Source organism: Mesorhizobium sp. L103C131B0, from assembly GCF_000502275.1.
Classification (GTDB): Bacteria; Pseudomonadota; Alphaproteobacteria; order Rhizobiales; family Rhizobiaceae; genus Mesorhizobium.
In genome coordinates this window covers 84,614-110,429 of record NZ_AYXC01000017.1, presented here as the reverse complement: position 1 = coordinate 110,429, position 25,816 = coordinate 84,614, and the positions used below count along the sequence as shown (strand labels likewise).

The 25,816-nt window shown below is 58.4% G+C and carries 20 protein-coding genes and 3 pseudogenes; 4 read left to right on the top strand and 19 right to left on the bottom strand.

The features are described 5' to 3' along the window. The 9 genes and pseudogenes from X730_RS0134440 to X730_RS141325 all read right to left on the bottom strand — a co-directional run. Positions 1–491, bottom strand: a pseudogene (locus X730_RS0134440) (type I secretion system permease/ATPase); the annotation flags it as partial. Between the two features lie 487 nt (positions 492–978). Beyond that, positions 979–1,953: a LysR family transcriptional regulator gene (locus X730_RS141290; RefSeq protein WP_023685036.1), complete on the bottom strand. Its 975-nt coding sequence runs from the start codon at positions 1,951–1,953 to the stop codon at positions 979–981. A gap of 64 nt (positions 1,954–2,017) precedes the next feature. Next, on the bottom strand, positions 2,018–2,806 hold the full coding sequence (locus X730_RS141295) for an ABC transporter permease (protein WP_023698293.1): 789 nt from the start codon (positions 2,804–2,806) through the stop codon (positions 2,018–2,020). Positions 2,807–2,809: 3 nt separating this feature from the next. After that, the gene (nodI, locus tag X730_RS141300) at positions 2,810–3,721 is read right to left on the bottom strand and encodes a nodulation factor ABC transporter ATP-binding protein NodI (protein ID WP_023685034.1); all 912 of its coding nucleotides are present in this window, start codon (positions 3,719–3,721) and stop codon (positions 2,810–2,812) included. 54 nt (positions 3,722–3,775) lie between these two features. After that, positions 3,776–4,009: pseudogene (locus tag X730_RS141305) on the bottom strand (carbamoyltransferase N-terminal domain-containing protein); the annotation flags it as partial. Between the two features lie 37 nt (positions 4,010–4,046). Continuing rightward, complete coding sequence (gene nodS, locus X730_RS141310; protein ID WP_023750023.1) at positions 4,047–4,655, bottom strand: nodulation methyltransferase NodS; 609 nt, start codon at positions 4,653–4,655, stop codon at positions 4,047–4,049. Between the two features lie 34 nt (positions 4,656–4,689). Continuing rightward, a complete protein-coding gene (gene nodC, locus X730_RS141315) occupies positions 4,690–6,048 on the bottom strand; it encodes a chitooligosaccharide synthase NodC (RefSeq protein WP_023750024.1) in 1,359 nt (452 codons plus the stop codon). Positions 6,049–6,061: 13 nt separating this feature from the next. Next, the gene (nodB, locus tag X730_RS141320) at positions 6,062–6,721 is read right to left on the bottom strand and encodes a chitooligosaccharide deacetylase NodB (protein ID WP_023724589.1); all 660 of its coding nucleotides are present in this window, start codon (positions 6,719–6,721) and stop codon (positions 6,062–6,064) included. Beyond that, positions 6,718–7,311 (bottom strand): NodA family N-acyltransferase, encoded by a 594-nt coding sequence (locus X730_RS141325; RefSeq protein ID WP_023694280.1) that lies wholly within the window; start codon positions 7,309–7,311, stop codon positions 6,718–6,720. The genes nodB and X730_RS141325 overlap by 4 nt, the downstream gene beginning before the upstream one ends. A gap of 237 nt (positions 7,312–7,548) precedes the next feature. Here X730_RS141325 and X730_RS141330 point away from each other — a divergent pair, with 237 nt between their 5' ends. Continuing rightward, on the top strand, positions 7,549–8,574 hold the full coding sequence (locus X730_RS141330) for a LysR family transcriptional regulator (protein ID WP_023712679.1): 1,026 nt from the start codon (positions 7,549–7,551) through the stop codon (positions 8,572–8,574). A gap of 599 nt (positions 8,575–9,173) precedes the next feature. Here the strand turns inward: X730_RS141330 and X730_RS141335 are convergent. Together X730_RS141335 and X730_RS141340 are read right to left on the bottom strand one after the other, a co-directional pair. Next, positions 9,174–10,205, bottom strand: a complete 1,032-nt coding sequence (locus X730_RS141335; protein ID WP_023672231.1) for a LacI family DNA-binding transcriptional regulator — start codon at positions 10,203–10,205, stop codon at positions 9,174–9,176. Between the two features lie 304 nt (positions 10,206–10,509). Continuing rightward, positions 10,510–11,838, bottom strand: a complete 1,329-nt coding sequence (locus tag X730_RS141340) for a dicarboxylate/amino acid:cation symporter (RefSeq protein ID WP_023706359.1) — start codon at positions 11,836–11,838, stop codon at positions 10,510–10,512. Between the two features lie 1,157 nt (positions 11,839–12,995). On the opposite strand from X730_RS141340, the gene nifA reads away from it, so the two are divergent. The 3 genes from nifA (at position 12,996) to X730_RS1000000166620 (ending at position 17,262) form a co-directional block, all read left to right on the top strand. Beyond that, the gene (nifA, locus tag X730_RS141345) at positions 12,996–14,759 is read left to right on the top strand and encodes a nif-specific transcriptional activator NifA (RefSeq protein WP_023827200.1); all 1,764 of its coding nucleotides are present in this window, start codon (positions 12,996–12,998) and stop codon (positions 14,757–14,759) included. Between the two features lie 234 nt (positions 14,760–14,993). Then, positions 14,994–16,133 carry a histidinol-phosphate transaminase gene (hisC, locus tag X730_RS141350; protein ID WP_031197237.1) on the top strand — a complete coding sequence of 380 codons (1,140 nt, stop codon included), beginning with the start codon at positions 14,994–14,996 and terminating at the stop codon, positions 16,131–16,133. A gap of 88 nt (positions 16,134–16,221) precedes the next feature. After that, on the top strand, positions 16,222–17,262 hold the full coding sequence (locus X730_RS1000000166620) for an LLM class flavin-dependent oxidoreductase (RefSeq protein WP_031194208.1): 1,041 nt from the start codon (positions 16,222–16,224) through the stop codon (positions 17,260–17,262). Between the two features lie 554 nt (positions 17,263–17,816). Here X730_RS1000000166620 and X730_RS141360 read toward each other — a convergent pair. The 8 genes and pseudogenes from X730_RS141360 to X730_RS1000000168760 all read right to left on the bottom strand — a co-directional run. Further along, the gene (locus tag X730_RS141360) at positions 17,817–19,709 is read right to left on the bottom strand and encodes an ABC transporter ATP-binding protein (RefSeq protein ID WP_023727113.1); all 1,893 of its coding nucleotides are present in this window, start codon (positions 19,707–19,709) and stop codon (positions 17,817–17,819) included. Further along, complete coding sequence (locus tag X730_RS141365; RefSeq protein WP_023712675.1) at positions 19,709–21,577, bottom strand: ABC transporter ATP-binding protein; 1,869 nt, start codon at positions 21,575–21,577, stop codon at positions 19,709–19,711. Before X730_RS141365 ends, X730_RS141360 begins: the two co-directional genes overlap by 1 nt. Before the next feature lie 85 nt (positions 21,578–21,662). Further along, entirely contained in the window at positions 21,663–22,556 is an 894-nt protein-coding gene (locus X730_RS141370) for an SIR2 family protein (protein ID WP_031197236.1), read from the bottom strand. Positions 22,557–22,588: 32 nt separating this feature from the next. Next, entirely contained in the window at positions 22,589–22,801 is a 213-nt protein-coding gene (nifT, locus tag X730_RS141375; protein WP_023672220.1) for a putative nitrogen fixation protein NifT, read from the bottom strand. Continuing rightward, complete coding sequence (locus tag X730_RS141380) at positions 22,798–23,118, bottom strand: nitrogen fixation protein NifZ (RefSeq protein ID WP_023672219.1); 321 nt, start codon at positions 23,116–23,118, stop codon at positions 22,798–22,800. Before X730_RS141380 ends, nifT begins: the two co-directional genes overlap by 4 nt. Positions 23,119–23,216: 98 nt before the next feature. Continuing rightward, a complete protein-coding gene (locus X730_RS141385; protein WP_023672218.1) occupies positions 23,217–23,411 on the bottom strand; it encodes a 4Fe-4S dicluster domain-containing protein in 195 nt (64 codons plus the stop codon). 31 nt (positions 23,412–23,442) lie between these two features. Further along, positions 23,443–24,921, bottom strand: a complete 1,479-nt coding sequence (nifB, locus tag X730_RS141390) for a nitrogenase cofactor biosynthesis protein NifB (protein ID WP_031197235.1) — start codon at positions 24,919–24,921, stop codon at positions 23,443–23,445. Between the two features lie 227 nt (positions 24,922–25,148). Further along, positions 25,149–25,300: pseudogene (locus X730_RS1000000168760) on the bottom strand (helix-turn-helix domain-containing protein); the annotation flags it as partial. Between the last annotated feature and the right edge of the window lie 516 nt (positions 25,301–25,816).

Genomic DNA, 25,816 nt, shown 5'->3' with positions numbered 1-25,816 from the left:
TCGGCATTGCAACGCGCTGCTTGCAGCAGACCATTGCGTGCCATGTTGTGGGCAACGGTATCGCTTATCGGCCCTTGCGAGAGAGTGTTGGCAAGGAGTGTCAGAGATGTGAGACCGACCGCCCCGATAAGTGCCGTCATGCCGATCCAGAAATGAAGGAGGAAGCAAATGCCAAGATAAAACAGCATCCATGGCAGATCGAAGAACGCTGTCGGACCGTTTCCACCTAAGAAGCCGCGAACATTGTCGAGATCGCGAAGCGGCTGCAAGCCGTCGCCCGGCATGCGCGTTGAAAGCGGAAGGCGAACGATCGCATCGTGAACGCGTCCGGAAAACTGTCCATCGAAACGCTCGCCAATCCGCAGCAGCACGCGGGCGCGCAAAATGTCGAGCAGGCATTGGAACGCATAAAGCCCCGCAGCGAGCACGACGAGCCCCACCAGCGTGGATACGCTGCCACTTGCCAGAACGCGGTCATAGACCTGAAGCATGAACAGCGGCGAGATGAGCGCAAGCACGTTGACCACGCCGCTGATCAACACAATGCCCCAAATCGCGGAAGTCAGAGGGAAGGGTCTCAAAGCTGAATCCTTTAAGGAATGGTTGTCACGTAAGTCTCCGGAGGCTGGCGACCCAGCTCCCTATATTGCTCCCCGACCGGCAACCGACTGCATCCGCTCGCTGGTTCAGGATCAGTGCTCCCGCCGAATATGTTTGGTCCTGGCATTTAATGGAGCGGGTCAACAACACCGTCCGGCTGAAGGTTTGGAAGGGATTCATCGTGGTCGGCCGCAAGGGCCCGAACAGGCTTCCGCTCCACACCTTCAGGCGCGTTCATATTCGTCATCGGACAATTGCAGAAATCGATTGCTTGGATAGGCACACATTTACGAAATGGATTCACTCTCGTTCGCTTCGCCCTTCTGCTGAGCAGTTGCGGGGTCGCAGGCGGCGGGGGATCGCCATCCATGCCTCCTCTCATAGTCGAGGGGGGGGCAGTTTCTCAATTTGGGGACAACTGAGACGTCCGGTGCTCTTAGGCAGAGGAATCATACGAGATCCCTCCTGCAACATCATTTCCCGCATCCACAGGCTTGCCGGATCACTATTGTGGAGCGCAGGCCATTGAACGGCCTCCGTGAATGCGGGAGGAAGTGGCGGCGGAAGTTTGACAATCCGCAGGGGTGTTGTTTTTGCGAAATGCTGCGCCAGCCGTAAGGGCATGGTCCCGATGCGGCTGGTGCCTGATACAACGGGCGGGATCAGGCTAAAGCCGTGTACGACAACTTCGATACGTCTCTCGAAACCGTGCTCGAGCAAATACCATTCCTCCATGGAGAGCTGCCGGGTGTCCCCGAATTTGAACACAACCTGCCCCATCGATAAGTATCGCTCCAATGTAAGTGGCTCTGACAGCTGCTTGTTCGTGCCGCAGCCTACGCACACGAGCATATCTTCGAACAGGGCTGCGCGAGGATGTTTCGACATGAATACTTCCGGCATGATCAGAAAATCAACGTCGCCGCGCCGGAGAAGCTCCTCGGGGTCGTCGGAAATAGGGAGACATTCAAAGCGGACGGCGGGAGCTTCCCGCGCAGCACGTTCTACGATCTTCTTAAAAAATACGAGCGTGATGTAATCGGAAAGGATAATCCGGAAGCGACGATCCGATTGGGCTGGGTTGAAGGCGTCCCAGGAAATAATCGATAGCTGGATGTGCAGCAATGCCTCCCTGACTGCTGGGGCGAGCCCCTCAGCGCGAGGTGTCAAAATGAGCTCGCGGCCGCTCATCGTAAATAGCTCATCGCTGAAATAGGCGCGTAACCGAGCAACGGCGGCGCTCATTGCCGGCTGGCTCAGGTTAATACTGCGGGCCGCCGCGGTGACTTTACGTTCCCTGACCAGAGCGTCCAACACAACGAGGAGATTCAGATCGAGTCCCTTAAAACGCATGTCTTGATCTAGGCGGCGTGTGAATGGGTTGCGACCAAACATTCAATTCGAATGGTGAGTAGCGTCAACGCATCAGCCTTCGACGAAAAAGAGCAATCGAAAAGAAGAAGGGCAAAACTGTGTATATGCAAAGCGCGCCGATATGCAGGCCCATTTTGTCAATCGGACGGCCAAGCATCGCTGGACGAATGAGGTCGATTGCATGTGCGAGCGGTAATAAGGAGGCAGCATACTGAAAAGCGCCGGGCAATTGGTTGATCGGAAACATCGCGCCGCAAAGGAACAGCATGGGTGTAATAACAAGCGTATTATAAAATATGAAATATTCATAACTGGGCGCAAGCGCCGTGACGACCATCGCTAGACTCGCGAAGGCGAGGCCATTGAGAGCGATGACTGGCAGCAAGCAGAGGATGGATGGCCACGATGCGTAGCCGAGCGTGGTGGCAACAATAGTGATTGCTGTGCCCGCCATGAGGGCCTTCGTGGCTGCCCACGCCAATTCGCCGAGTAAGATATCGCCGAGCGTCAGCTGAGTGCATAGCATTCCTTCCCAGGTGCGCTGGTCGCCCATGCGGCCGAAACTCCCGTAGACCGTTTCAGCGGTCGCCGATGCCATCACGCTTGTGGCAACCATGCCAGCCGCGAGAAACGCAATGTACGAAGTGCCCTCAACAGGACCTATCATTGTTCCGATGCCAAAGCCGAGACCGAACAGATAGATCATCGGATCGGCGAGGTTGCCGAGAACCGATGCAAGCCCGATTTTCTTCCATCCAAGATAGTTGCGGCGCCAAACCGCGACCCAATTCCACGCATTGGCGGGCATGCCCGCCGCATAACGTTCGCCCATTGTTCAGTCCTCCATCTCGCGCCCGGTTAACCGCAAAAACACATCCTCGAGATTGGGGGGACGCTGCAGAAGGCGTAGACCCGTGCGCCCGCGTAGCTGCGCCAGCACCTGCTCCGGATCGGGTGCATAGCAAAAAAGCGTCTCACCGCTCACCTCGATGCGCTGTGCGTACGGCCGGATCAGCGCACCCAGTTCATGCGGATTGCCGCCGTAGACCTCGACCACGTCACAGCCGATCTGCTCGTCAATGAGTTCGGACGGGCGACCTTCGGCGATCTTGCGCCCCTCCTCCATAACGCACAGCCGATCGCACAGCCGCTCGGCCTCTTCCATGAAATGGGTAGTCAAAAGAATAGTCTTGCCCCGCGCCAGCAGCGATCGCAGCCGATCCCAGATCAGGTGGCGGGCCTGCGGATCGAGGCCGGTGGTCGGCTCGTCCATCACCAGCAAGTGCGGGTCATTGATGAGCGCACGCGCGAGCGTCAGGCGCCGCTTCATGCCGCCGGACAGTTCGGCGACGCGCGCATCCGCTTTGTTCTCGAGGCGGGCGAACTCAAGCAGCGATGGTATGACCGCATCGATCTGGCGTCTGCTCATCCGGAAGTAGCGCCCGAACACCAGCAGGTTCTCGCGTACAGTGAACGCGGCATCAAGATTGTCGAACTGCGGGACCACGCCGATGCGCATACGCGCCAAACGCGCGCGCGCCGGCACTGGAGCGCCGAGCACAGTAATCTTCCCCGCATCAGGCGATGTCATGCCGAGGACCATACGCGCAATCGTGCTTTTGCCCGCGCCGTTCGGTCCCAAGAGCCCGAAGCATTCCCCCGCCGCAACGCGGAACGACAGCCTGTCGACAACGAGCTTGTCATAAGTTTTGCTTACGTCAGTAAGGTCGATCGCTATCATGGACATGGGTTCATTTTACCGAGAGGGACGACAAAACTGGCGGTTGCTTGGTTCCCTGCCGACCTGAAACTGTGACTCGTCTTCGCCATCCCCGCCGTCGATAACGAACTGATCGACATCACAAGGATCTAGCCGCTGCTCAGCTAAAGCGGCGACAATTGCGTCGAGATTATCGATGGATTGGTAACGCGGATCGTTGTGCCGCTTTTCCTGGTCATCGCAGAAGACGAGCCGTCCATCCTCGACCAGGGCGATCGCCCCATCATGGGTCAGCTTGGTACCACAGATGCGCATAGTGTCTCCACGTTAACGGCGATAGATTCGAGATTCATCAGGAAGCGGAAATCGGGTTCCGGAAACGGACGAGCAAGCAGTCTTCGTTGACGGACTCGCCCCGACACTCAAGCCGCTCTACCTCGATCAACGTTTCGTTCAGCATGGCGATGACCGGCTCAGCACCAGCGGCGTGACCCCAGCGACGGCAATTAGCATCCCTTGCCGATCCGAAGATCAGATGCCCGCCTGGCGCAAGCACCCGCACCAGGTTTTTGACGGCCGCGCGCATCTCGGCTATGTCTCCGAGGTAGTAGAGGACCTCCGCCACAACGATCACGTCAAACAACTCGTCGGTCGAAAACTGTTGAACATCGCAGACTATCCAGTTGATGCGCGACGGCTCCTTTATCCGTTGACGTGCTCGAGCAATCGCTTGCGCCACGACATCGATGACGGTGAGCCCTTGGCAGTAGGGGACTAGTTTTTCCGTGAATGCGCCGGCAGCGCACCCGACTTCGAGGGCATTTGTAATGGAGCCTTGGGCAAGCGCCAGCTGGAGCATTTGCGTGTGGCGCTTCCGCTCGAATGGATTGCCGTCGAGGCGCCACGGATCGTCGGCGGCCAATTCCCGATCAAGCAACTGATGATTCACGTTCTGGGTCAAACTCGTGCACCTCTCGTCCGTTAGGTATTTGCGGTCAGTCGTCGCCGCAAATGTTGTCCGACAGGACTAATTCCGAAGAATCCCGCGCAAGATTGAGCCTGCGAAGCGGAGCCGAATGGGGCGAGAGTTCTGCCCTGCTGGAACCAGTGATCGGAGCTTGGGTGGGGGCCTGTTTTCCCCCAGTGTTCGATGTAGCGACAGCAGAGCTTCGCGACAGCCAATCGCTATTGCTCAAGGTACACAGCGCGTAGGCCTTCAACGGAAGCAAGAGAAAGACGTTGATGAACGTGTGCAGCGAAAAGCCAAGAAATCGAAATTGTCGAGCACGAAATGCTACCACGCTGCATCGGAGCATGGTCATGGACACAATCATCAGTCCTGTCCACCAAGGCACAGTGCCTGTCAGTGCGAAATGTGCGAGGCCCGTTAATACCGATAGGGCGAGGAGTAGCGCGCCGAGATTCTGTCCGACCACGTCCAACGTGAGATAGCTATTTAGGCTAGGCAGCAAGCGCAGCCCAAGCAGCGTGTCCCGGAATGTGCTTCGTGCCCAACGGAGTTGTTGGCGCAGATACGGTCCGAGTCTGTTCGGAACGACTGTGGCCGCGATGGCGCTCGGAACGTATTCGGTTCGAAAGCCTGCTTTCAGCATCAGGATAGTAAGATGGCGATCCTCACCGAAGTCGCTTGGCTTGCCCCGAAAAAATTGCGACTCGTACTGGTCCAGTAACAAAAGGAGCGCAGACCGGCGGTACATGGCACATGGGCCGCAACAGCACATAACGGCACCGAAGCGAGCCTGTGCCGCGCGCTCCTCGTTGCAAGCCAGCCAGTACTCCATGTCTATCAGCCTGGTCAGCCAACTCTCGGTTCGGTTACTGGCCGTCAACTGACCCATGACTGCGCCGACCGCTGAATCTCGCATCTTCGGTACAAGCTTGGAAATGACGTCGGGCGCGAGTACCGTGTCTGAATCAACGTTAAGCACCAGATCCCCTGATGAGCGTCGTATCGCGGCGATCTGCGCCTTGCGCTTTCCAACATTCTCGGGAAGCAAAATGATGTCGAACCTGGGGTCGCGCGCGTAGTCTTCGTGGACAGTTCCTAAGGCTTCGCGATTTCCAGAACCGTCATCAACCAAATAGACCCGAAGTCTTCCGGCGTATTCTTGGTCTGCAATGGAAGCCAGGCACTCTGAAAGCGTGCGCGGATCCTCGTTGAAGCAGGGGACGATGACATCGACGCTGGGCAGTTTGTCGGAGCCGGCGAGAACCTCCAACGCCGACGAATCCTTTGTCGGCATAGCATAAAGCCCTTGCATGCTCTTATAGGCAGTCGAGAGCAGTGCATAAAGCGAAATGGCCACAGTGCTGGTTGTACCAAGAAGAGTCATGGGATCTCGTTGTTCAGTGATGTTGAGGAAGTGAGCGGATTACAAATCCGCGCTCACGCAGTGCTGGAATCAGCCGGGACAGCGCCGTGACCGTCTGGTCGCGCATGCCGGCGTGAGCGCCCTGGCTCAACTCGCCGGGAGGGCATCCGTCGTGCAAGAGTACAATTGCGCCCGGCCGGACGGAGGCGAGCACTTTATCGAGAATCGCCTCGACTCCAGGGCGAGACCAATCTCGAGGGTCGACGGACCAATGAAGGGCCGCCAGCCCGGCGATCTGTGATGCTGTGCAGACTTCTTCGCTCCAGGCGCCGTAGGGCGCGCGAACAAAGCGGACCGAGGCCTGCGGGCACGCTCTCATGATGGCGTCGTTCGCTTCAAAGACCTCACGTTGCACTTCGCCGAAACCGCATTGGTACAGATCCGGATGAGACATCGTGTGGTTGCCTACCTCGTGCCCTTCTGCGATCATCCGTTGGATTAGATATGGGTGCTCTAAGGCGTAGGCGCCGATGACGAAGAAAGTCGCCGGCACCCGCTGCTCTGCCAGCACGTCGAGAATCTCCGGTGTGAAAAGTGGATTGGGACCGTCGTCAAAGGTCAGATAAACGCTTCGACGGCCGGTGCCGTCAGAGCACTCACGGCGCACTTCGTACAAGCAATCGGACCGGCTCATAGCTCTGGTCCGTTCCGATCTATCATCGTGCCCGTGGGCCATTCGCTGATCGGCCGTCCAACTGGCAGAACAATTGTGAGTGCGTCATCGATGCGTGTGGGCGGCAGGTCGAGGCGGGCCTCTGGTCGGGTGGAGCGCACGCGAATTCCCGACAAAACGGCCATAGGGCTGTATCGCCGTCCAAACCTCTCAACATGATTCCGCAGCGCGTCCCTGACCGTTCCGAAAGCGAATGGAACGCCAAGCTCCTGCAGTATTGGAAGCATGACATGGATTGAATGGGCGATTCCCAGACCCTCAAGGTCCGGACGTACCCCGTACAGGCCCAGTTCAGCCACCAACAGGTCGACCGCGTCGACCTTGATGAAACGGCGCAGTATGCCCATGTGAGCCGCTACACCGCTTGAATCATAGGCGATTACGCGGAGTTCAGGCCTGGCTCCGGCCCAGCTTCGACTACCTTCGAACGGTTCTGCGTTGGACGCCCCAGTCGGCCCGTACGTATCACGAAAGAACTCGGCGAGCTTAACGTGATCGGAGAGCTGCAACTCGTTTTCCCAGCACAACTTCCACTGCACCTGATGGCGCATTCAGGACCTCTCTTCATATTGGTTTTTGCGGCCGCATTACTCGACCAAAGCGGCGTTGTTGGCTGCACTCAGCCGTTGTCGTTGGCGAAGGTGAGCCAGACACTCTCTCGAGTTCCGGCCCGTGTCGTCGATTTGAGCTTGACGTCGCTCACTTTCCGTTCCTCTAATGCATGGCTCGTAAATTCGTAAAATTGATTGTTTGAATGATACGCATCCACACGTTGGATAGAACATGACATGCGTTTTAAAGGGCTGGATCTAAATCTCCTCGTTGTGCTGGACGCTCTGATGAGGGAGCGTAAAGTCACTGCCGCGGCTCGCAGTATCAACCTGAGCCAGCCGGCCATGAGCGCCGCCGTTGCTCGGCTACGCGCCTATTTCAACGATGAGCTATTTACGATGAACGGCCGCGAGCTCATTTTGACGCCGCGCGCCGACGGGCTCGCCCCAGCAGTCCGGGACGCATTGCTGCACATCCAGCTATCGATTATTTCCCCCGACGCCTTCAACCCGGCCCAATCGGATCGTCTCTTCCGAATCATGCTTTCCGATTACATCACGCTCGTATTTTTTAGGAAGATAGTAGAGCGCGCTGCGCGGGAAGCTCCCGCCGTTCGCTTTGAATGTCTGCCTATTTGCGACGACCCCGAGGAGCTTCTCCGGCGCGGCGACGTTGATTTTCTGATTATGCCGGAAGTGTTCATGTCGAAACATCCTCGCGCAGCCCTGTTCGAAGATAAGCTCGTAGGCGTAGGCTGCGGCACGAACAAGCAGCTGTCGGAGCCACTTACATTCGAGCGATACTTGTGCATGGGGCATGTTGTGCTCAAATTCAGGCACACCCGGCAGCCCACCATGGAGGAATGGTATTTGCTCGAGCACGGTTTCGAGAGACGTATCGAAGTTGTCGTACAGGGCTTTAGCCTGATCCCGCCCGTCCTGTCAGGCACCAGCCGCATCGGGACTATGCCCTTACGGCTGGCGCAGCATTTCGCAAAAACAACACCCCTGCGGATTGTCCAACTTCCGCCGCCACTTCCTCCTCCTGCATTCACGGAAGCCGTCCAATGGCCTGAGCTTCACAATAGTGATCCGGCAAGCATGTGGATGCGGGAAATGATGTTGCAGGAGGCATCTCGCCTGGCGCCTTTGCCTGAAATCATTGAGCGTCTCGGGCACGCCGATCCGACCTTTCGTTTCTTGGTACCGACTGCCACCTCGAAATCGCGTGCGAAGTCCCGGAAGATGTTGAGCCCCACTTAATCACCGCCTGTAAGACAGGCTGATCAGCATGTTCGACAAGCGCCGGCGCGGCGCGTGTTACCTACGTTCTGGGGCTGATCTCAGGCGAGTTGCTCGTCGAGGATGTGTGGCAGAGTGATGCCAGCTGCCTTGATTGCCCGCTTTGGCCGTAGGTGGTGACGACGCGAGCATTCTTTTCGATGGCGGCTTCTGGAGGCGGACGCGATCGCGTAGGAGCGGTTGCCCTTCGGGCGTCGGGCCTTTGGCCCGGCAGAGCGGCGCAGTTCCTTGCTAAGTGCGAGGGGCCGGAACGAGCAGAACACACGCCCGGGCTGCTACTGAATTGACTGCCGCCTCGATTTGCGTGCGAAGTCCCAGAAGATGGTTAGCCCGGTTAAATTCCTACCTTGCCGGCTGTGCCGCGGCTTTTCACGTGCAGCCAGGCGAGGAGATGGCGGTCGACGAGGTCGACCCCAAATGGACTGTGCTGGCCTCGCTCGGCTCTTGCCGTGCGGGATCATTGACCACACCCCCTGCACGAGAACGTGGGGCATGTTGGCAAGTGAAGCCGGTGGAGGTTGACCCTGCGGATCTAGGCAATCTACCTCGCGCTTCCGCCCTCATATATTTTCCGGCAGATGGATGTCGAACGGCAGAAATGTCTGTCCGGGTGTTTCAGCGGTGCCGGTCTCGATAGCCCGTGTCATCAGCGTTATCAGCTCCTGGCAAAGCCGGCGCATTGGCGTGGCGACCGCCATCGTGACGATGTTATCTGCAAGCGCTGCCCGAGACTCAGGTGTGATTTCATTCACGATCGCGACGAGATCCCGACTTTTGCCCTCTTCTCGGAGCGCGGAGATCGCGCCCTCCATGCCGCCGCCGGCGACATAGAAGCCGACGAGCTCGGGCTCCCGCTGCATGAGATCAAGCGTTGCCTCGTAGGTGATCTGCCGCTTCTCGAGGTTCATGACCGGATCCAGCACCTCGAACGTGGGCGCGTTCTCACGGCAATAGGAGCGAAAGCCGACGTCACGGAGCTCGTGCCCCTGGAAACGATGGCTGCCGACAAACACCGCCACTTTGCCGGGCCGTTTTGCGACCTTGGACACCATCCAAGCGGCCGTGCGCCCCACCTTGCGGTTGTTGAGGCCGATATACCCCTGTCGCACGCCGGCGGCGAAGTCGGAAAGCAGCGAGAAAACCGGAATGCCCTTGGCCTTGAGGTCCTCAACCGCTGCTGTGATTTTCGGGTGGTCCGGTGCCACCATCGCGATTGCATGGCAGCGTGCGCCCAACTCCTTGAGCGGCGCGATCAGGTCGCTCGGCATATGTGACGGGGCGAATTCGACGAGCGGAATGCCGTGGAAGGACTGGGCCAAATTGACCGATGCTTCGACCTCGCGCGCAAAATCTTGGTAGAAATGCTGGGCCGGTTTTCTCAAGATGAAGCCCAGACGGTAGTGCGGTAGGTCTCGCCGCAACCGCTGCTTGATTAGCCCGGCAGCATGATAGCCGATCGCCTGGGCGGCGTCGTGGACCCGCCGCGCGGTCTCCTCGCGCACCGGATGGCGGGCGTTCAGAACCCGATCGATCGTTGCTACGCTGACTCGGGCTTCGCGGGCGAGATCGGCAATTGTGGGGCGCTTGGTCATAGGTCCTATTCTGATCGGTTTTTGACGCGGGCCGGCTCTCTGTCCGCCTAACGCGTTTCGGTTTCGGGTGGCAAAGTGAAGACGTCCCCATACGAATGGGCACAGCGTGTTGGACGAACATCATTGCAGACGTAAACCGGCCGGGTATACTGAAAGGCTCATTCGCTTAAAGGGCGGTGACGATTTGCACTCACACATTTAGCGCTTCTGATACATGGTCCGTGAGGAGCCGTTTAGAGGCTGCGGGTCGGTCGTTCAGTTATGTGACCAGCTAAGCGACTTCACAGGTCGTGGGCCGCCCACCTTACTTGCAGGAGGGTAGCCGGTTTGATGCCTCGGTAAGCTGATGACCGCTGAAGGCAGCTTTCATCTGTGCTCGGTCCAACTCTCCTTCCCAGCGTGCGACGACGAGGGATGCCACTGCGTTGCCGACGCAATTCGTCAGCGCCCGGCATTCGGACATGAATCGGTCGATGCCGAGTATCAGTGCCATCCCAGCAACGGGAACACTCGGAACTACCGCGAGCGTAGCCGCCAGGGTGATGAAGCCCGCACCTGTCACACCTGCAGCGCCCTTGGAGGAAAGCATTGCTACGAGCAGCAGCAGCACCTGATCGCCGATGGACAGATCCGTGTTCGTCGCCTGTGCGATGAAGAGAGCCGCTAGCGTCATGTAGATATTCGTGCCGTCCAGATTGAACGAATATCCGGCCGGGATGACGAGACCCACAACCGAACGCCTGGCGCCCGCCTTTTCCATTTTCTCCATCAGCGACGGGAGCGCCGCCTCCGAGGAGGACGTTGCGAGGACAAGCAGCAGCTCTTCCTTGATGTAACGAATGAGAGAACAAATCGAAAAGCCGTTGTAACGGCAGACTGCGCCGAGAACCCCGAACACGAAGAGGAAGGCGGTGAAATAGAACGTCGCGACCAGCATCGCGAGGTTGACTACCGAACCGATGCCATATCTGCCGATGGTGAAGGCCATCGCGCCAAAAGCGCCGATCGGCGCGGCCTTCATCAGAATTCCGACGAGCTTGAAGACAGGCACAATGAGCGCCTGGAGGAAGGAAACGACAGGCTTGCCCGTCTCTCCGGCCATCGCAAGCGCCATGCCGAACAGAACCGAGAAGAACAGCACCTGCAGGATGTCGCCTTCCGCGAAGGCACCGACGATCGTTGGCGGGATAATGTTCATCAGGAAGCCGGTGACCGACTGCGCTTTGGCTTTTGCGGCATAGGTATTCACGGCCTGGACATCGAGCGAGGCCGGATCGATGTTCAGGCCGTCGCCAGGCTGGACGACATTGGCGACGATGAGGCCGACGATCAGCGCGAGCGTTGAGAAGGTGAGGAAATAAACCATTGCCTTGCCGGCGACCCGGCCGACCTTATGAAGATCGTTCATGCCGGCAATGCCGGTCGCAATTGTCAGGAAGATGACAGGCGCGATGATCATCTTGACCAGCTTGATGAAGGCATCACCCAGCGGCTTCAGGCTCTCGCCGGTCTCCGGATAAAAATAGCCAATTGCGACGCCGAGCGCGATGGCGGCAAGCACCTGGGCGTAGAGCTTGGTGTAGAAGGGTTTGCGGGGCGCGGGACTCGCGCCGCGGACTTGTGCAGCTGACACTGTTTCTCTCTCCCTGACCGGATCGAGGTGGCGTGACTTCTCCCGGGCTTCTCCCTATCGCGGCGCTCCGGTCGAACGCTGCACCAACGCCGCCGCAATACCCATGCCAGATGAATCCGATCACCTGAACTGATGTGGGCTCGCCAATGATGGAGGAATGCGGTGTCAGACCAGCGGGCAAGGCCGCGGTCCCAACGCCCTTGATGGTCTGTGGCAGAGTGCTGCCGGTCGATCCCTCTGGCTAGCGGTTTTGCTGCACAGAGCGTGGTGGGTTCCTCGTTAGCCGGCTTTGGACCGGGCCCCATCGTTGGCGCCAGCGGGTACCAATAAGTCGCCTGTTCAAGGCCGTCCAGATGACAGGCTAACTTACCCCTTTTCGGAAGCGCTCGTTTCTAGACAGCCTACGACCATGCAGCCACTGCAATCACAGAATAAATTCGGACGGCCTTTTGGACGACCCATTTTGCAAATCAACGCCCGCAGCACGGGCAGCCGTTTTCAAGCGGTCGCATCGTAATCTGTTCAGACTTTTCGATACGCTCATTGAGTGTGCCGATTTCGGCCCCAGGCCGGTGATGGTGCTGACCACGACGATGCGATTCAGAAGTTGCGAGCACCGCCTACGAAGTCGTACTCGACGCCAGCTTCGCGCCTTCACACGCGACATCGCCGCCGCCTGATCAACTCGAGAAAGATGGCGCTTGCGGCAACGGACCAGTGCCGTTGGCTGTTATTATCGCTCCCGCCCCTCCTTCGCGGGCGCTGGTGAATGGCACGGCCCCGCATTTACACACCGCGCGGTCAGCCGCTCGGGCAAGGCATGGCCGGCCCAGGTATTTCTGCTTCAACGCAAAGATAGAACTGATGAATCCTATCATAAGCCGCGAGGTTTCCTTTCACAGATGAAAGAAAGCTCGATTGACTATGCCGCCTCGCTCCAGTCTTTTGAAAACAACGTGTGTTTGCCCGGGGCAAGCCAATAACATGGCCAAGCCTCGTGAGGGAGTAGCCAAGCGATGCGTCAGGGCTAGACCCGCTTTGCACTCGACCACACGGCGGCGGCACGAGTTCACGTCGGAGCATTTTCGCCCGTGCCCGCGACGTCGCGGGCGCACATGCCGCCAGCCTAGATTTGATGGCGCGAGATCGAGGATCACATGCACCACAACATTAGCAAGTCAGAACAGAATGCCCGCGACTGCGGCATATCGCTGCCGAATGCGATAAAGGGTTGTCCAAAGCCCGACACGAATCCTGCGAATGTGGCATTGCACGAGCGCGCGCTAACCGGCATCTTCGAAATATCGAAAGTACTCGCCGATGCCGCCCGGCTCGAACTCAAGTTGGCCAAGGTAGTCGATCTCCTGCACTCGTTTGTGCAGATGCGGCACGGCATCATCGCTCTCTGCGATGCCGAGGGCGGACTGGACATCACAGTGGCCAGCGGCTGCGGCACGAACGGCAATGAGCCCTCCCGCTCGCGCCTGCCGCGCAACGCCATCGACCAGATTGTGACGACCGACACGCCGCTTGTCGCCGACGACATAGTGATGCATCCGACCTTCACTGCCGCTGATATCGAGGTGCTTGGGGCCTCCGACACCGTGTCGTTCATCGGCGTTCCCATTCGTGTTGATGGGAACGCCATAGGCGCGCTGACTTTGGACCGGGTTTTGGAAAGCAGGTCAAGCTATCGGCTCGACGATGATGTCCGGCTGCTTACCATGATTGCCAACATGGTGGGACAGACAGTCAAGTTGCATCGCTTCTCCGCGGTCGACCGCGAGCGAACGCCGGAGCTGGAACATCGGCTGCAAACGAAATTTTCTGATGTTAAGCACCCTGCACCCCGGCGCAAAAAGGTCCACGTCGAGGGGATGATTGGTGACAGTCCGGCTATAAGCGCCCTGCTGGAGAAGATCGCGGTCGTAGCGAAGGCAAAAACCACAGTTCTGTTGCGAGGTGAGTCCGGTACCGGGAAGGAGCTGGCTGCCAAGGCAATTCACGAGTTGTCGCCGCGCGCCAAGCGGCCCTTCGTTAAACTCAATTGTGCAGCGCTCCCAGAGACAGTCCTGGAATCCGAATTGTTCGGTCATGAGAAGGGTGCCTTCACAAGCGCATTCAATTCCCGCAAGGGGCGTTTTGAGCTCGCTGACAAGGGGACGTTGTTTCTGGATGAGATCGGCGAGATCTCGGCCTCGTTCCAGGCAAAGCTACTGCGCGTGCTGCAGGAGCAGGAGTTTGAGCGCGTCGGCAGCAATCAGACCATCAAGGTCGATGTTCGCGTGATTGCCGCCACGAACAGGAACCTGGAAGAGGCGGTTGCAAGGAATGAGTTCCGCGCCGACCTATACTACCGCATCAACGTGGTTCCCTTGCTGGTACCAGCATTGCGCCAAAGGCGCAGCGATATTCCGCTCCTCGCAGCTGAGTTTCTCAAGAAGTTCAACGACGAGAACGGCCGTACGCTCACCTTCGATCCGCGTGCGATTGAAGTGCTGATGAAATGTGAGTTTCCCGGCAACATTCGCGAGCTTGAAAATTGCGTGCACCGGACAGCGATCCTGGCCGAGGGACTGTCAATCGGGAGAAACGACTTTGCCTGCTCCCAAGGCCAATGCTTTGCCGAGGCGCTGTGGAAGTGCAGATCGGGCAAGGCCGCGCTGCAACCACCGCCGATCCTGTCGGAGTCAGCGAATTTGGCCACGCCGCCGGACGCGGCCGCCAGTTCGGCCGCGACTAACCCACTTGCCGGCGCATCCCACCCAATTGGCGCGAGGACGCCCGATATAGAGCGCGTCATTGCTGCCATGGAAAGATGTGGCTGGGTGCAGGCAAAGGCAGCGCGCTTGCTTGGGCTGACCCCGCGCCAGATTGGCTACGTGCTGAGGAAATACGGCGTCGAGATCAAGCGTCTTTGAAAGCATGACCCTGGGCATGAGCTGAGCAGCTTAGCGCCTTGGCGCCGCGCAGCGATGCAGATCCGCGTGCGCGTCAACTCGATTCGACCGAGGACAGCTGGCTGAATTCCCATGTCAGCCGGCGCTGCGACCATTGTGTGAAAGGCAACCCTGCCATCGTCCAATCCCGTCCGCCATGTTGCTCTCGTTGCGAGCTCATGCGGATGCCCCTGTGTGACTGAAACGGAGTTAAATATGTCCGACGCAAAACTGCAAACTGTGCTTTCGGCTCTTTCGCAAGTGACACGACAGTTGGATGCTCTGCCGTCCAACGGACCAGCGCCGGACGCAAATTTTATCAAGCTGAATACGAATGAGAACCCGTTTCCGTTGCCGCCAATCATAATGCAAAGTGCAGTGGCGGCCCTCAAGCGCCAGTATCTATATCCGGATGACGATAACTTCAGACTGAGGGAAGCAGCGTCCAGCGCCTATGGCGTTTCCAGGGATCAGGTCATCGCTGGCAACGGGTCGTCTGAACTGCTCGGACTGATCTACAGAGCTTTCCTCGCACCCGGCGACAAGGTTGCGATGATGTCGCCAGGGTTTTCGTTCAACCGCAAACTTGCCATGCTCGAGGGCGCTGAGTTCCTCGAAATCGGATGTCAAGCTCATTCCCTGCCAATGGAGCAATTGCTTTCTGGTCCGGCAAAAGACGCCAAGTTTATTATGTTGGCCAATCCAAACAATCCGACCGGAACATTCCTCCCGATAAGCGATATCGAACGCCTCGTAGCACAATCGGACCGCTTGATTGTCCTCGATGAGGCCTACGTCGACTTTGCACCCGATCACGGACTGCGCCTCATCAACCGGTATTCGAACCTTCTGGTCTTGAGGTCATTCTCGAAAAGCTATGCCGCCGCCGGCATTCGCGTCGGTTTCGGTTTCGGTCACCCTGAAATTATTGGAAGGCTGCGAAACATCCAGAACGTCTTCAACATGAACGTGATCGGGCATGCCGTTGGTATCAGCGTGCTTGAACATCGCGGCGCCTACGCAGACAACCACAAGCACATCAAGGATGAACGAGAGCGAGTGACAGTTGCACTATCGCAACTCGGATTTTCCGTAACACCCTCCCGCGCAAATTTCTTGCTGGCCCGTGTGCCCGCGGGACAGGACGGCTCATGGTGGCAAGCAGCATTGGAGAGGCAAAAGATACTTGTCGCGTTTTTTCCGGACAAAGGCTTGGAACACTGTATCCGCGTCAGCATCGGCACAAAAGAGCAGATGGATGAATTTCTTGCTGCCGCTGGCGACATTGCTGGAAGCTTAACGGTGCCAAGCTCCAGAGGCAGGGAAGCGTCAGGCTCTGCTTCTTCGTTACGCTGACGCTAATCGGCGATCACACACATCTCTTCCGACTTGCTGGTGATCCCAGCAAGAAAACAGCCTGCTTTTAAAATCGGGGACTTAAAGAGTGACAAACGTCTTTCCTTCAAACCTGGCTTTCGGCATCTTCGATCATTTGGATGAGGATGGCCGCGATATAGGCCGGCAGTACGAAGATCGCCTGATATTAGCAGAGGCGTGCGATCAGCTAGGGTTCTATGCCTATCATCTCGCAGAACACCACTGTACTCCCCATGGGAGAGGCCCATCGCCGAATCTGTTCTTATCGAGCGTCGCCCAGCGCACCCGGCGCTTGCGTCTCGGACCCTTGGTGATGCTGCTTGCGCTTTATCATCCGCTGCGTGCGTTCGAAGAGATCTGTATGCTGGACCAGTTGAGCGGTGGCAGGCTCGAACTGGGCATAGGGCGCGGTGCTCTCCCGACCGAATTGGGCTACTTCGGGATTGGTGCGGACGCGGTGCCGGGCCGTTATGCCGAAGCCAGCGAAATTCTTATGCAAATACTTGTGAATTCGAGGGAGGTCGGCACGCTATGCTATCAAGGCCGCCATTTTGATCTCAATGACGTTCCTTTGACGCTGAGACCTCATCAGCGTCCACATCCGCCCACATGGGTCGCTGCCAATCGACCCGAGTCCACAGCTTGGGCCGCTGCGAATGGAACAAATATCGCGTGTGTAGGACCTTCCTCTTCTGTTCGCAAAACTACTGATGCGTTCCGCGCCTATCGAGAGGACAACGCAGGCGGGGGGGATCAAGGGAGATTTGTCGGATTGCTCCGCATGGTCGTGATTGGGCGTTGTGACACACATGCCTATTCGCTCGCGGCACCTGCTTACGCACGCTGGCTCAAGAGCTTCCAATTCCTTTACGAGCTTAACGCTATCCCCACTCCACCAAACTTGCCGCTAACCTTCGATGCGGCAGTCGAGAGTGAATTGTGCGTGGTAGGATCAGCAGAGTCTGTGCGAAAAGCTCTGCTAGATCAGTTGGAAGAGGCAGGTGCCAACTACCTGCTTTGTCAAATGGCATTTGGAAATCTGCCGCTAGATGCTTCCCTTTACACCGCGAGGACCATTCAGTCCGAAATCATGGCTCGACTTGGCTGACCATGTGCTCGAGCTTGCACGTGGTGGGGCGGGCAATCGGGAGGAGGCCAAACTGACGACGAGCAGGCGGCACAGAATACCAGCTTGTGCGTTGGCTGGCGTCTGGGCCATCGTGTGAACATGCACGATCCTAAGGAGAGGGTAGCCGAGCGCGTCACGATGCCGGCACGCGTCTGCTCGTCGCGCTGGCGCTAGTCGTTGCCCATAGCCAGCCGCAGGAGGTTCTTCTCGCCCGGGGCGGCGTCGGTGCGGCGCCCACTAATCCAGCTTCATCAGCGGCCCGTCGGTGGCAAAGCCGTCACTCGCTACGGCGCTATTGAGGGCGCGCTCGCGAGCGGCTTTGCGACGCCCAGCCAACACCTCCAGCGAGCTCGCCCGATGATGGTGGTGCACCGCGGTCGGATACGATGCTGGAGGAAATCGTTCGCAGCCGGTCTTCACGAATTGCGAGGAGTGCTCGTTCTTGAGTGCTGGCTGCTGGCCGGATGCGGTGGCCTGAGTGGTCTGCCGACACGCCCGAAAGTCAACGCCACTACCACAAGGCCGCCAAGATGTCAGGTCTGAGAGCCAGCTTGGACGGTGGTATCGTGTTCGGGAAGGTCGTCGAAGGAGGCGTAGTTGAGATAGTAGAGTTTGGAATACAGGCCGCCCATGGCTATTAACTCATCGTGGTTGCCAGTCGCAATAACTTGGCCATTCTGAAGCACGATGATGCGGTCGGCCCCCCGGACCGTGGCGAGACGGTGGGCGATGACGAGGCCAGTCCGCCCTTCAAGCAGCTTGATCAGAGCCTTCTGAATCTGCAATTCCGTGTAGCTGTCGATATTGGCGGTAGCTTCGTCGAGCACGAGGATCTTGGCGTCAGCGACGAGGGCGCGGGCGAAACTGATAAGCTGGCGCTGGCCGAGAGATAAGTTGTCGCCGCGTTCGCCAAGTTGGGTCTCATACCCGTCGGCGAGGCTCATGACGAAGTCATGCGCGCCGACAGCCTTGGCCGCCTCGATCACCTTGTCGCGCGTGGCTTCCGTCTTCTGGTATCGAATGTTCTCGAAGACCGTCCCGGTGAACAGGAATGGCTCCTGCAGCACCATGGCGACCTGGCGGCCGAGCGATTCCTGGGTGAGGTCGCGTACATCATGTCCGCCGACCAGCACCTGACCCTGCTGAACATCATAGAAGCGGTGGACCAGGGCCATCGCACTCGATTTGCCAGAACCGCTCGGTCCGACTAGTGCGACCGTCTCGCCCGGATTGACCTTGAACGAGACATTTTTCAGAACCGAACGGTTCGGATCGTAGCCGAAGGTGACGTCCCTAAACTCGACCGAGCCGTCCATTTCGGGCGAAAGCACCTCGGCATTGGGTTTGTCCTTAACATCGATCTTGACGTCGAGCACATCCGTCAGGCGCTTGCCTGAGGCCATGGCGCGCTGCATGACCGAATATTGCAGGGTGAGTGAGCGGATCGGGTCAAAGAAGCGCTGGATGTAAAATAGGTAGGCTACCAACACGCCCACATCTATACGGCTATTCATGACCATCGAGCCGCCGACCACAATAACGGCGGCCAAGGCGAGGCCGGTGATGCCATCGACGATGGGCACCATGACCAGTGCATATCTGGCAGCGATCAGGTGGGTCCTGAGGTTGGCATGGGCCCGATCGTCAAAAAGACTGAAATTCACCTGCTGGCGGTCCATTGACTGTATGGTCCGCACGCCGTGAATGGCTTCGGCCAGCGCGCCATTGACGACGGAATTGGTTTCGTGTGCAGCCATGAAGGCGTCGCGGGCACGCGGCAACCAGACAATGCGGACGATCACCAGGATCGGCAGAACCGATAGCGTCAGGAGGCCGAGGCGAAAGTCGAGCCACAGCATTACGAAAACGATGCCGAAGAGAAGCGCAACATCGCCTAGGGAATATACCGAGGTTTCCAGGAACTCCTGTATGGAGTTAACGTCGCCTTGCAGGCGCGACATCAGGCGTCCGACCTCGGTCTTGTCCATGAAAGAGAGCGAAACCTTTTGCAGATGGCCAAACATGGCGCGGCGGATGTCGAACAGGACAGTTTCGGCCATTTTCCCATCCAAGGCTTCCTGCATGTAGCCGGCGGCGAAATTGACCAAAATCGCCGAAAGGAACGCGCCGACGGCCGCAAGCTGGGCTGAGCGATCGGGCCTTGCGGGGTTCATGCCGAGGTCGATCGCGTAGCGGATGATCAAGGGGATGAGAAGCTGCGTCCCGGTGAAGATCAGCATCGCGACAATCGTGACAACTACCTTTGCCCGGTAGGGATGGACGAAGCCCCAGATGCGACGGAGGATGCTCTTGTCGAAAGCCCGGCCGAACATCTCCTCCTCGATCCGGTGCGAGCCGACGACCGCGCGCGGAGGGCGTCTCCCGTCGTCAGGTTCGGCTTCGAGTTCGCCGCGGCCCTGGTCCATCAGCGGGCGCCCCCATCCTGGCTAATAATGCTATCACCCGGGCACGTCTGGAGATCGTAAAGGGCCCTGTAGCGTCCCCGCTTCGCCAGAAGCTCTTCATGCGTGCCGCGTTCTACGATTTCGCCGTTATCGACAAAAAGGATTTGATCGGCATGCTTAAGCGCACTCAGCCGGTGCGCGATGATGATCGTCACCCGATCCTTTGCGAAGCGCCGCATCGCCGCGCGAATGCGCAGCTCGGTGCCGGCATCGATCGCGGCCATCGAGTCGTCGAAAATGATGACGGAGGGGCGCAGCATCATGGTGCGAGCAATCGTGAGACGCTGGCGCTGGCCGCCAGAGAGAGAAACGCCGCGTTCGCCCACGACCGTCTCATACCCTGCCGGGAGCCCGAGGATGTAGTCGTGGAGCTGGGCGAATTCTCCAGCGCGTTCAATTCGCTGTCTCTTCGCCCAGGGATCGCCATAAGCGATGTTGTTCTCGATCGTTGTGGTGAATAGGAACGCATCCTGCTGTACAACCGCGACCGCCTTGCGAAGGCTCTCGAGGGTGACATTGCGTATGTCCTGGCCGTCCAACGTGATGGCGCCACCGGTCACGTCGTAAAAGCGGGGGACCAGATGAGCCATCGTCGATTTGCCGGAACCCGGCGGACCGACGATCGCGATCGTCTCGCCTCTCCGGGCCTCAAAGCTGAGGTTCTTCAGAATGGCGCGGTTTTCGGCGTTGGGGTAGGCAAATGAGACATTGTGGAAGCGCAGAGTGCCGTCACTTATCTCAAGCGGTCTGGCCTCGAGAGCATCCCTGATGGTGATCTCCTGATCGAGGAGACCGAAAAGCCGCGAACCGCAGCTAGAAGCGCGGGCAAACGCATTGACCATGAGACCGATCTGGCGGACTGGCATTTGCAGCATGGTCATGAAGGTCAGGAAGGTCGCCATGGTTCCGACGCTGATCTCGCCAGCGACGAGCTTGTTGCCACCGATCCCAAGCACCAATCCCATTGCGAAAAAGTAGGACAAGGTCATCGCCGACGTGTTGGGTACGTAGATGTCAACGAGATCGTTGGCGAGGTCGAGCGCGTTCTTGGAAGCGCCGTCGAACTTCAGCATCTCATAGGATTGAGCCGCAAAAGCGCGGACCACACGGATACCTGCGAGATTTTCCTTCATCACGCGGCTTAGTACCGAAAGGCGCTCATAGAGGTCGAGCCAGGTGGCGCGCAGCCTAAGCTGTGTGGTCGATGAGCGCCAAGCGACAAAAGGCACGAAGCTGAGCGCGGCCAAGCCGAGCACGGGATCGGTCGAGATCATCATGTAAGCGCCAATCCCGATCAGCATCGTCAGCAGGAGCACCCGCATGAGCCCGGTGGAAAAATACATCCGCACGCCTTCGAGATCGAGCATTCCGGCGGTTATCAGATCGCCTGAATGGGCCCGGTCGTGAAAGGAAAAGCTTAGACGCTGGATCTTGTCGTAGTAGGCGAGCCGCAATTCGTACGCGACATGATGCCCGACGGCTTCGGCAAAATAGTTCTGCGCCATCGTGAAAACGCCGCGTAGCGCGCTGACGGCGAGCAGCAGGAGAGCCGGGGCCCAGAGTGCTTGTCCTGCCGCAGCCCCCGCGACACCGCCCCCGATAGCTGTCTGGGTCTGGTCGACAGCCCGGCCGAGAAGCTGGGGAATGAGCAACTGGAGGATTGCCGCCATGATCGTCGAGCCCATAGCGAGGGCGACCTGCCACGGATGGCGCAGATTCATACGCGTGATGCGCAACAGCGTACTCAAATCCCGGCCCCAGCGCGCCGCTTCAACATGGGCCAACGAATTCAGTGCGTTCGTTGCGCCGCTGACAGCTTCACTGTTCACGGGTGTATTCCCGACTGCATTTTGCGCCTTCGAGGAAAGCCGAAGCAGACATCATCAAAGGCATCCGCCATTGTTAATCCCGTCCTCAACCTGCAGCCGTGCCCGTTCCCACAAGCCGAGCCGCCGCTTGACTTAGTGGCATGTCGATCACCGTGATTCCGCTTGCCGCAAGAAAACGCGCTTCGTTTCTGGTCAGGGTTTCCGCGTCCATTACGGTGCAATAGGGACCGCGGGAGCGCTTCATGATCTGTCTGGCGTAGGTGCGCAGCATCTGATCGTTGAAGCGGCAGCCAACGAAGAAAAATCCACGGGTGATGCGCCGTTCCTTCACAGCGTCTGGGATCGGTGTCTGGATATCAATTTCGGACAGGACTTCGACGTAGTCGGAATCTGCGACGAGAAAGTTTTGCGCGGGCGTAATACTCCCGTGAGGTGAATAGAGAACCGTCTTGGCCCCCAATCGGGGGTCGAGCTCCCTCCCGGACAAATCGTAGGTTTTCGTCCAAATGTTGCCGATTTCATTCGCGCGCGTGACGCCTTGTATCTCAACGACGTCCGTTCGGCCGGTCTCTACCAGAGCCGTGCGCATCGCGCTGTCATACCAGCTGTCGATGATGAGGGAGAGTGGCAGCCTTGCGAGCCAGGCGTGGAAGGGGGTCGGCCCCACCGGCGCTGCGAATATGTCGGTCATCCAAGCTTGAAGCGTCCGGCGATGCCGGCGCTGTTCGATGAACTGTGCAACCGACCACATATTGGTGCGGATCCTGGAAGGGGCTGGAGCCCGTGCATTGAGTGCCGCGGCAACAACCTCCGGGGTATGCGGCACAGGCGGTTCCACACAGTTCAACTCAAGAAGACCCGGACCGAGATAGGGGATCACCTCATCGGCGGCGAGCGCTTCCTTCGCCAGGTCAAGCAGCTTTTCAGCAAAACTGTCCCGCACAATGACGAGGTGGCCCCATGTCAGGATCGTGTTCATCTCGTTTCCTCGCGACGCACCTAGGGGCAGCATCAGCCCTCTTCGGAAATCTTCCTTGCCTCGACGGTGATCGGCAGACGCGTATCATGTGGGAGATCGGGTAGGAGGAGCCGCCACCCGTTCCTGAGCGTGACCGTTCCGCCCCACAACTCTTCCTTCTCGAGTTTGATGATCGGCTCTTCGAGGTCCTTTTTGGGGACATACGCTGACAAACCAGCATCGGTCCTGCGGATCATGACTTTCATCTGGCCGTCCCTTCATTGGTATTGCTTTCAGCACTGCAGGGCGCCTCGGCCTCGTCGAGGCTCATCAGTTCACGCGCTCGCATACCGACTACGGTGCCACGGTCGATCCACTCGACCGCATAGATGAAGAACTGCTGGAGAAAGGTGCCAATGTCGCGCACATATCCCTCGTCCCCCTTCCGCACGAGATTTTCGCCGATCTCCCTGCCAGGATAGGTGCCGTCATTCTTTATGTGGCGAGTGGCACGTACCCGCTCTCCCGGCATGAATCGTGGAGGCCTGCGGATTTCGATCTCCTCTTCGCGTCCGAGCGACATGTCCGTTCCCTGATTTCTCTTGCGGCTGAGATTGCGAACAAGGCGTTCCAGGCGTCCTGCGTAGGCAGCCCCCAACCATGTCGGCAGTCCAATGTCCGTTACGCAGGAACGCAGGTCTTCGGCACCGGACATACCGAGGCACATTGCTGCGCATCGAAGACCCCCTCGCATTCGGTGCACTTCTGTGACTCGATCACGTAGCTCTCGCCTTTGAACTTGATCGCGCCGGAAGGACATTCGAATTCGCAGGCGCCGCATTGGGTGCATTGGGATGCGATGATCTTGAAAGCCATTTTAACTCCTGGTCCGAATGAATGAGACAGCTCAGGCCGTCGCCGCGAGTGTGGGGATCCCAGATGCGGCGATGTAAATCGCGCTGATTGCTGTCTCGATATAGTCATGGGCACAGGCGTCGGTGGCTCTGATTCCAGCCTCCGCGAGCTGATCCTGCGGGCAATTTCCAATCTTGGCGCACAGCACGATATCTATGCCTTGAAGCGCTGCGATGACGCCATCGAGGGCGGCTTCTGCGCCCCAGCCGCCAAGGCAATACTTGTCCACCTTCCGATGCCCGACGAAGCTGATCCCTTTCAGCGAGGCTTGATAAACCTGGAATTCCTTCGCATGGCCGAAATGCTCATTGACGCGGCCGCCGCCCTTGGTCGCCACCGCGAAGAGAAGGGACTTGCCGGGGCTCGCTGCCTTGACCAATCCGATCGCTTCTCTCCTAGCCTCGACGTGATCACGGCGCTCCTCCGCGACCAGCTCCCGATAGGCCTTGCGTTTGCTGGCATCGTAGGTGACCTCGCCGGGAATCCGGTCGACTGTGAATTCCTGGCCACGATCTTCTCCGAGCAGGCCCACGGCATCTGCCCGGCACTGCCGGCAGTGGCGCATCAACTGGGCGCCGTTTTCGACACGATCCTGAAGAGCCTTCATCTCCATTGCGTTTGGGCCGCGCTGCCCGCTCAGACCGTAGTGCGTGCCGTGGGCCGGGTCCGAAATCAGCGGCATAAGGTTGTGCAGGAACGCGCCTCGCTCCTTAATCCATCTATTCACCTCGATCAGATGCTCATCATTCACGCCCGGGATCACCACCGAGTTGATTTTGGTGAGGATGCCCCGCGCGGTCAGCATCTCCAGGCCCAACATCTGCCGCTGGTGCAGGATCCGGGTGGCTTCAATGCCGACGTAGCGGCGATGATCGTGAAAGATCCAAGGATAGATCTTTGCACCGACCTCAGGGTCGACCATGTTGATCGTGATCGTCACGTGATCGACATTCATGTCAGCAAGCTCATCGACATGGTCGGGCAGCGCCAGCCCATTCGTGGATATGCAAAACTTGATGTCTGGGATTTCCCTGGCGACCCTGGCGAAGGTCGCCTTCGTCTTCTTCCAGTCGTAGCAGGCGTCGCCCGGTCCGGCGATGCCGAGCACGGAAAGCTGCGGCACCTCATTGGCGACCAAGATCACCTTGCGTAGCGCCTGATCGGGCGTCAGCTTTTCAGAGGCCACCCCAGGCCGGCTTTCGTTGGCGCAGTCATATTTGCGATTGCAGTAGTTGCACTGGATGTTGCAGCCCGGCGCGACCGCGACGTGCATACGCGCGAAATAGTGATGCGCCTCTTCTGAAAAGCAGGGGTGATCCTTGATCTTCTCCCAGACAGCCGGATCCGTGTCGTCGGGCTTTGTCGACGAGCCGCAGGACGAAGACGCGCAGCCCCCGAGTTTCATGGTGCCAAGCAACTGGTCACCGAATGTCGTGCTGAGGCTCTCAAGCGAAATTGCCGGTGCAGACATGAACGGCTCCGTTGCTGCGTGATGTCGCAGTTCAAAGCGCAAGAGCTATGCCAGCCCAAAGAGCTGTTTCGGTTCACGAATAGGCTTCTCGTGTCAGATTCCTTCGGATTGCTCCGACACACCTTTGTCGGGCTTACGACAGTGGACAAGCAAATAGGGTCGCGAGGCTAGCAGCCTCGGGCGCGCAGAGTGTGAGCGAGACCACTCCGGGCTGCTTGCGCTTGACGTCATCGCGACGTCTGGAATTTCTTCACCCTGATACCATGCCGGCGCAGGGCGTAGCCGATTTGCCATGGCGTGAGGCCGAGGATACGAGCCGCCCAGGCAGAACCCAACCGGCCTTGTCAATCGCGTCGATCAGCCGGTTGCGTTCCGTCAGATGCGGGCGACAAGCGGCATGGTTCGGATGCGGCCGTAAGAGGAGATACCTTGATGCGGAGGCGCCGATGCGACTGGCCGGCAGCTGCAATTCGCTTGATCTGTTACGGCCTGTGATATGAGGCGGCGAGTGCCTGATTGAGGTGCGTGGGTATTGCCGGCAGTGCCGGCAATCTGCGGCTCTCCTTCAGCGTCCAGGACGACGATCGCTCAATTACCCGTCTGCAGAAAGCGGGCAGGACGTTCACGACAATTGGCCAGCGTATGGCGAGCGTAATCTCCAGCTCGCTCGGGGCGGTCGGCACCTTCACATATCGTAGAGTCCCTGAGCGGGTATCTGCTTAGGGCATGCTGGATGGGCGGTTCAGGGCCTCGTCGACCCGATCTGCGGCCCGGTGGCTCATAGAGACGACTTCAGCGGTTGTCGTCCAGAGTGAACCTGAATTTTTTATCTGAGGCTGAATTACGTATTCATGCAATGTCTCTTCATTTATTGGCTATTAAAGCAAAAAATGGC

Excerpts from the sequence above, each read along its gene's own strand:
- X730_RS141330 (WP_023712679.1), top strand. The coding sequence starts at position 7,549 with ATGCGTTTTAAAGGGCTGGATCTAAATCTCCTCGTTGTGCTGGACGCT.
- X730_RS141335 (WP_023672231.1), bottom strand. The coding sequence starts at position 10,205 with ATGACCAAGCGCCCCACAATTGCCGATCTCGCCCGCGAAGCCCGAGTC.
- nodB (WP_023724589.1), bottom strand. The coding sequence starts at position 6,721 with ATGAGCCGGTCCGATTGCTTGTACGAAGTGCGCCGTGAGTGCTCTGAC.
- nodI (WP_023685034.1), bottom strand. The coding sequence starts at position 3,721 with ATGTCCATGATAGCGATCGACCTTACTGACGTAAGCAAAACTTATGAC.
- nifT (WP_023672220.1), bottom strand. The coding sequence starts at position 22,801 with ATGAAAGTCATGATCCGCAGGACCGATGCTGGTTTGTCAGCGTATGTC.
- hisC (WP_031197237.1), top strand. The coding sequence starts at position 14,994 with ATGTCCGACGCAAAACTGCAAACTGTGCTTTCGGCTCTTTCGCAAGTG.
- X730_RS141380 (WP_023672219.1), bottom strand. The coding sequence starts at position 23,118 with ATGTCGCTCGGACGCGAAGAGGAGATCGAAATCCGCAGGCCTCCACGA.
- X730_RS141360 (WP_023727113.1), bottom strand. The coding sequence starts at position 19,709 with ATGGACCAGGGCCGCGGCGAACTCGAAGCCGAACCTGACGACGGGAGA.
- nifB (WP_031197235.1), bottom strand. The coding sequence starts at position 24,921 with ATGTCTGCACCGGCAATTTCGCTTGAGAGCCTCAGCACGACATTCGGT.
- nodC (WP_023750024.1), bottom strand. The coding sequence starts at position 6,048 with ATGACTCTTCTTGGTACAACCAGCACTGTGGCCATTTCGCTTTATGCA.
- X730_RS141325 (WP_023694280.1), bottom strand. The coding sequence starts at position 7,311 with ATGCGCCATCAGGTGCAGTGGAAGTTGTGCTGGGAAAACGAGTTGCAG.
- X730_RS141370 (WP_031197236.1), bottom strand. The coding sequence starts at position 22,556 with ATGAACACGATCCTGACATGGGGCCACCTCGTCATTGTGCGGGACAGT.
- X730_RS141295 (WP_023698293.1), bottom strand. The coding sequence starts at position 2,806 with ATGGGCGAACGTTATGCGGCGGGCATGCCCGCCAATGCGTGGAATTGG.
- X730_RS141385 (WP_023672218.1), bottom strand. The coding sequence starts at position 23,411 with ATGGCTTTCAAGATCATCGCATCCCAATGCACCCAATGCGGCGCCTGC.
- nifA (WP_023827200.1), top strand. The coding sequence starts at position 12,996 with ATGCACCACAACATTAGCAAGTCAGAACAGAATGCCCGCGACTGCGGC.
- X730_RS141290 (WP_023685036.1), bottom strand. The coding sequence starts at position 1,953 with ATGCGTTTTAAGGGACTCGATCTGAATCTCCTCGTTGTGTTGGACGCT.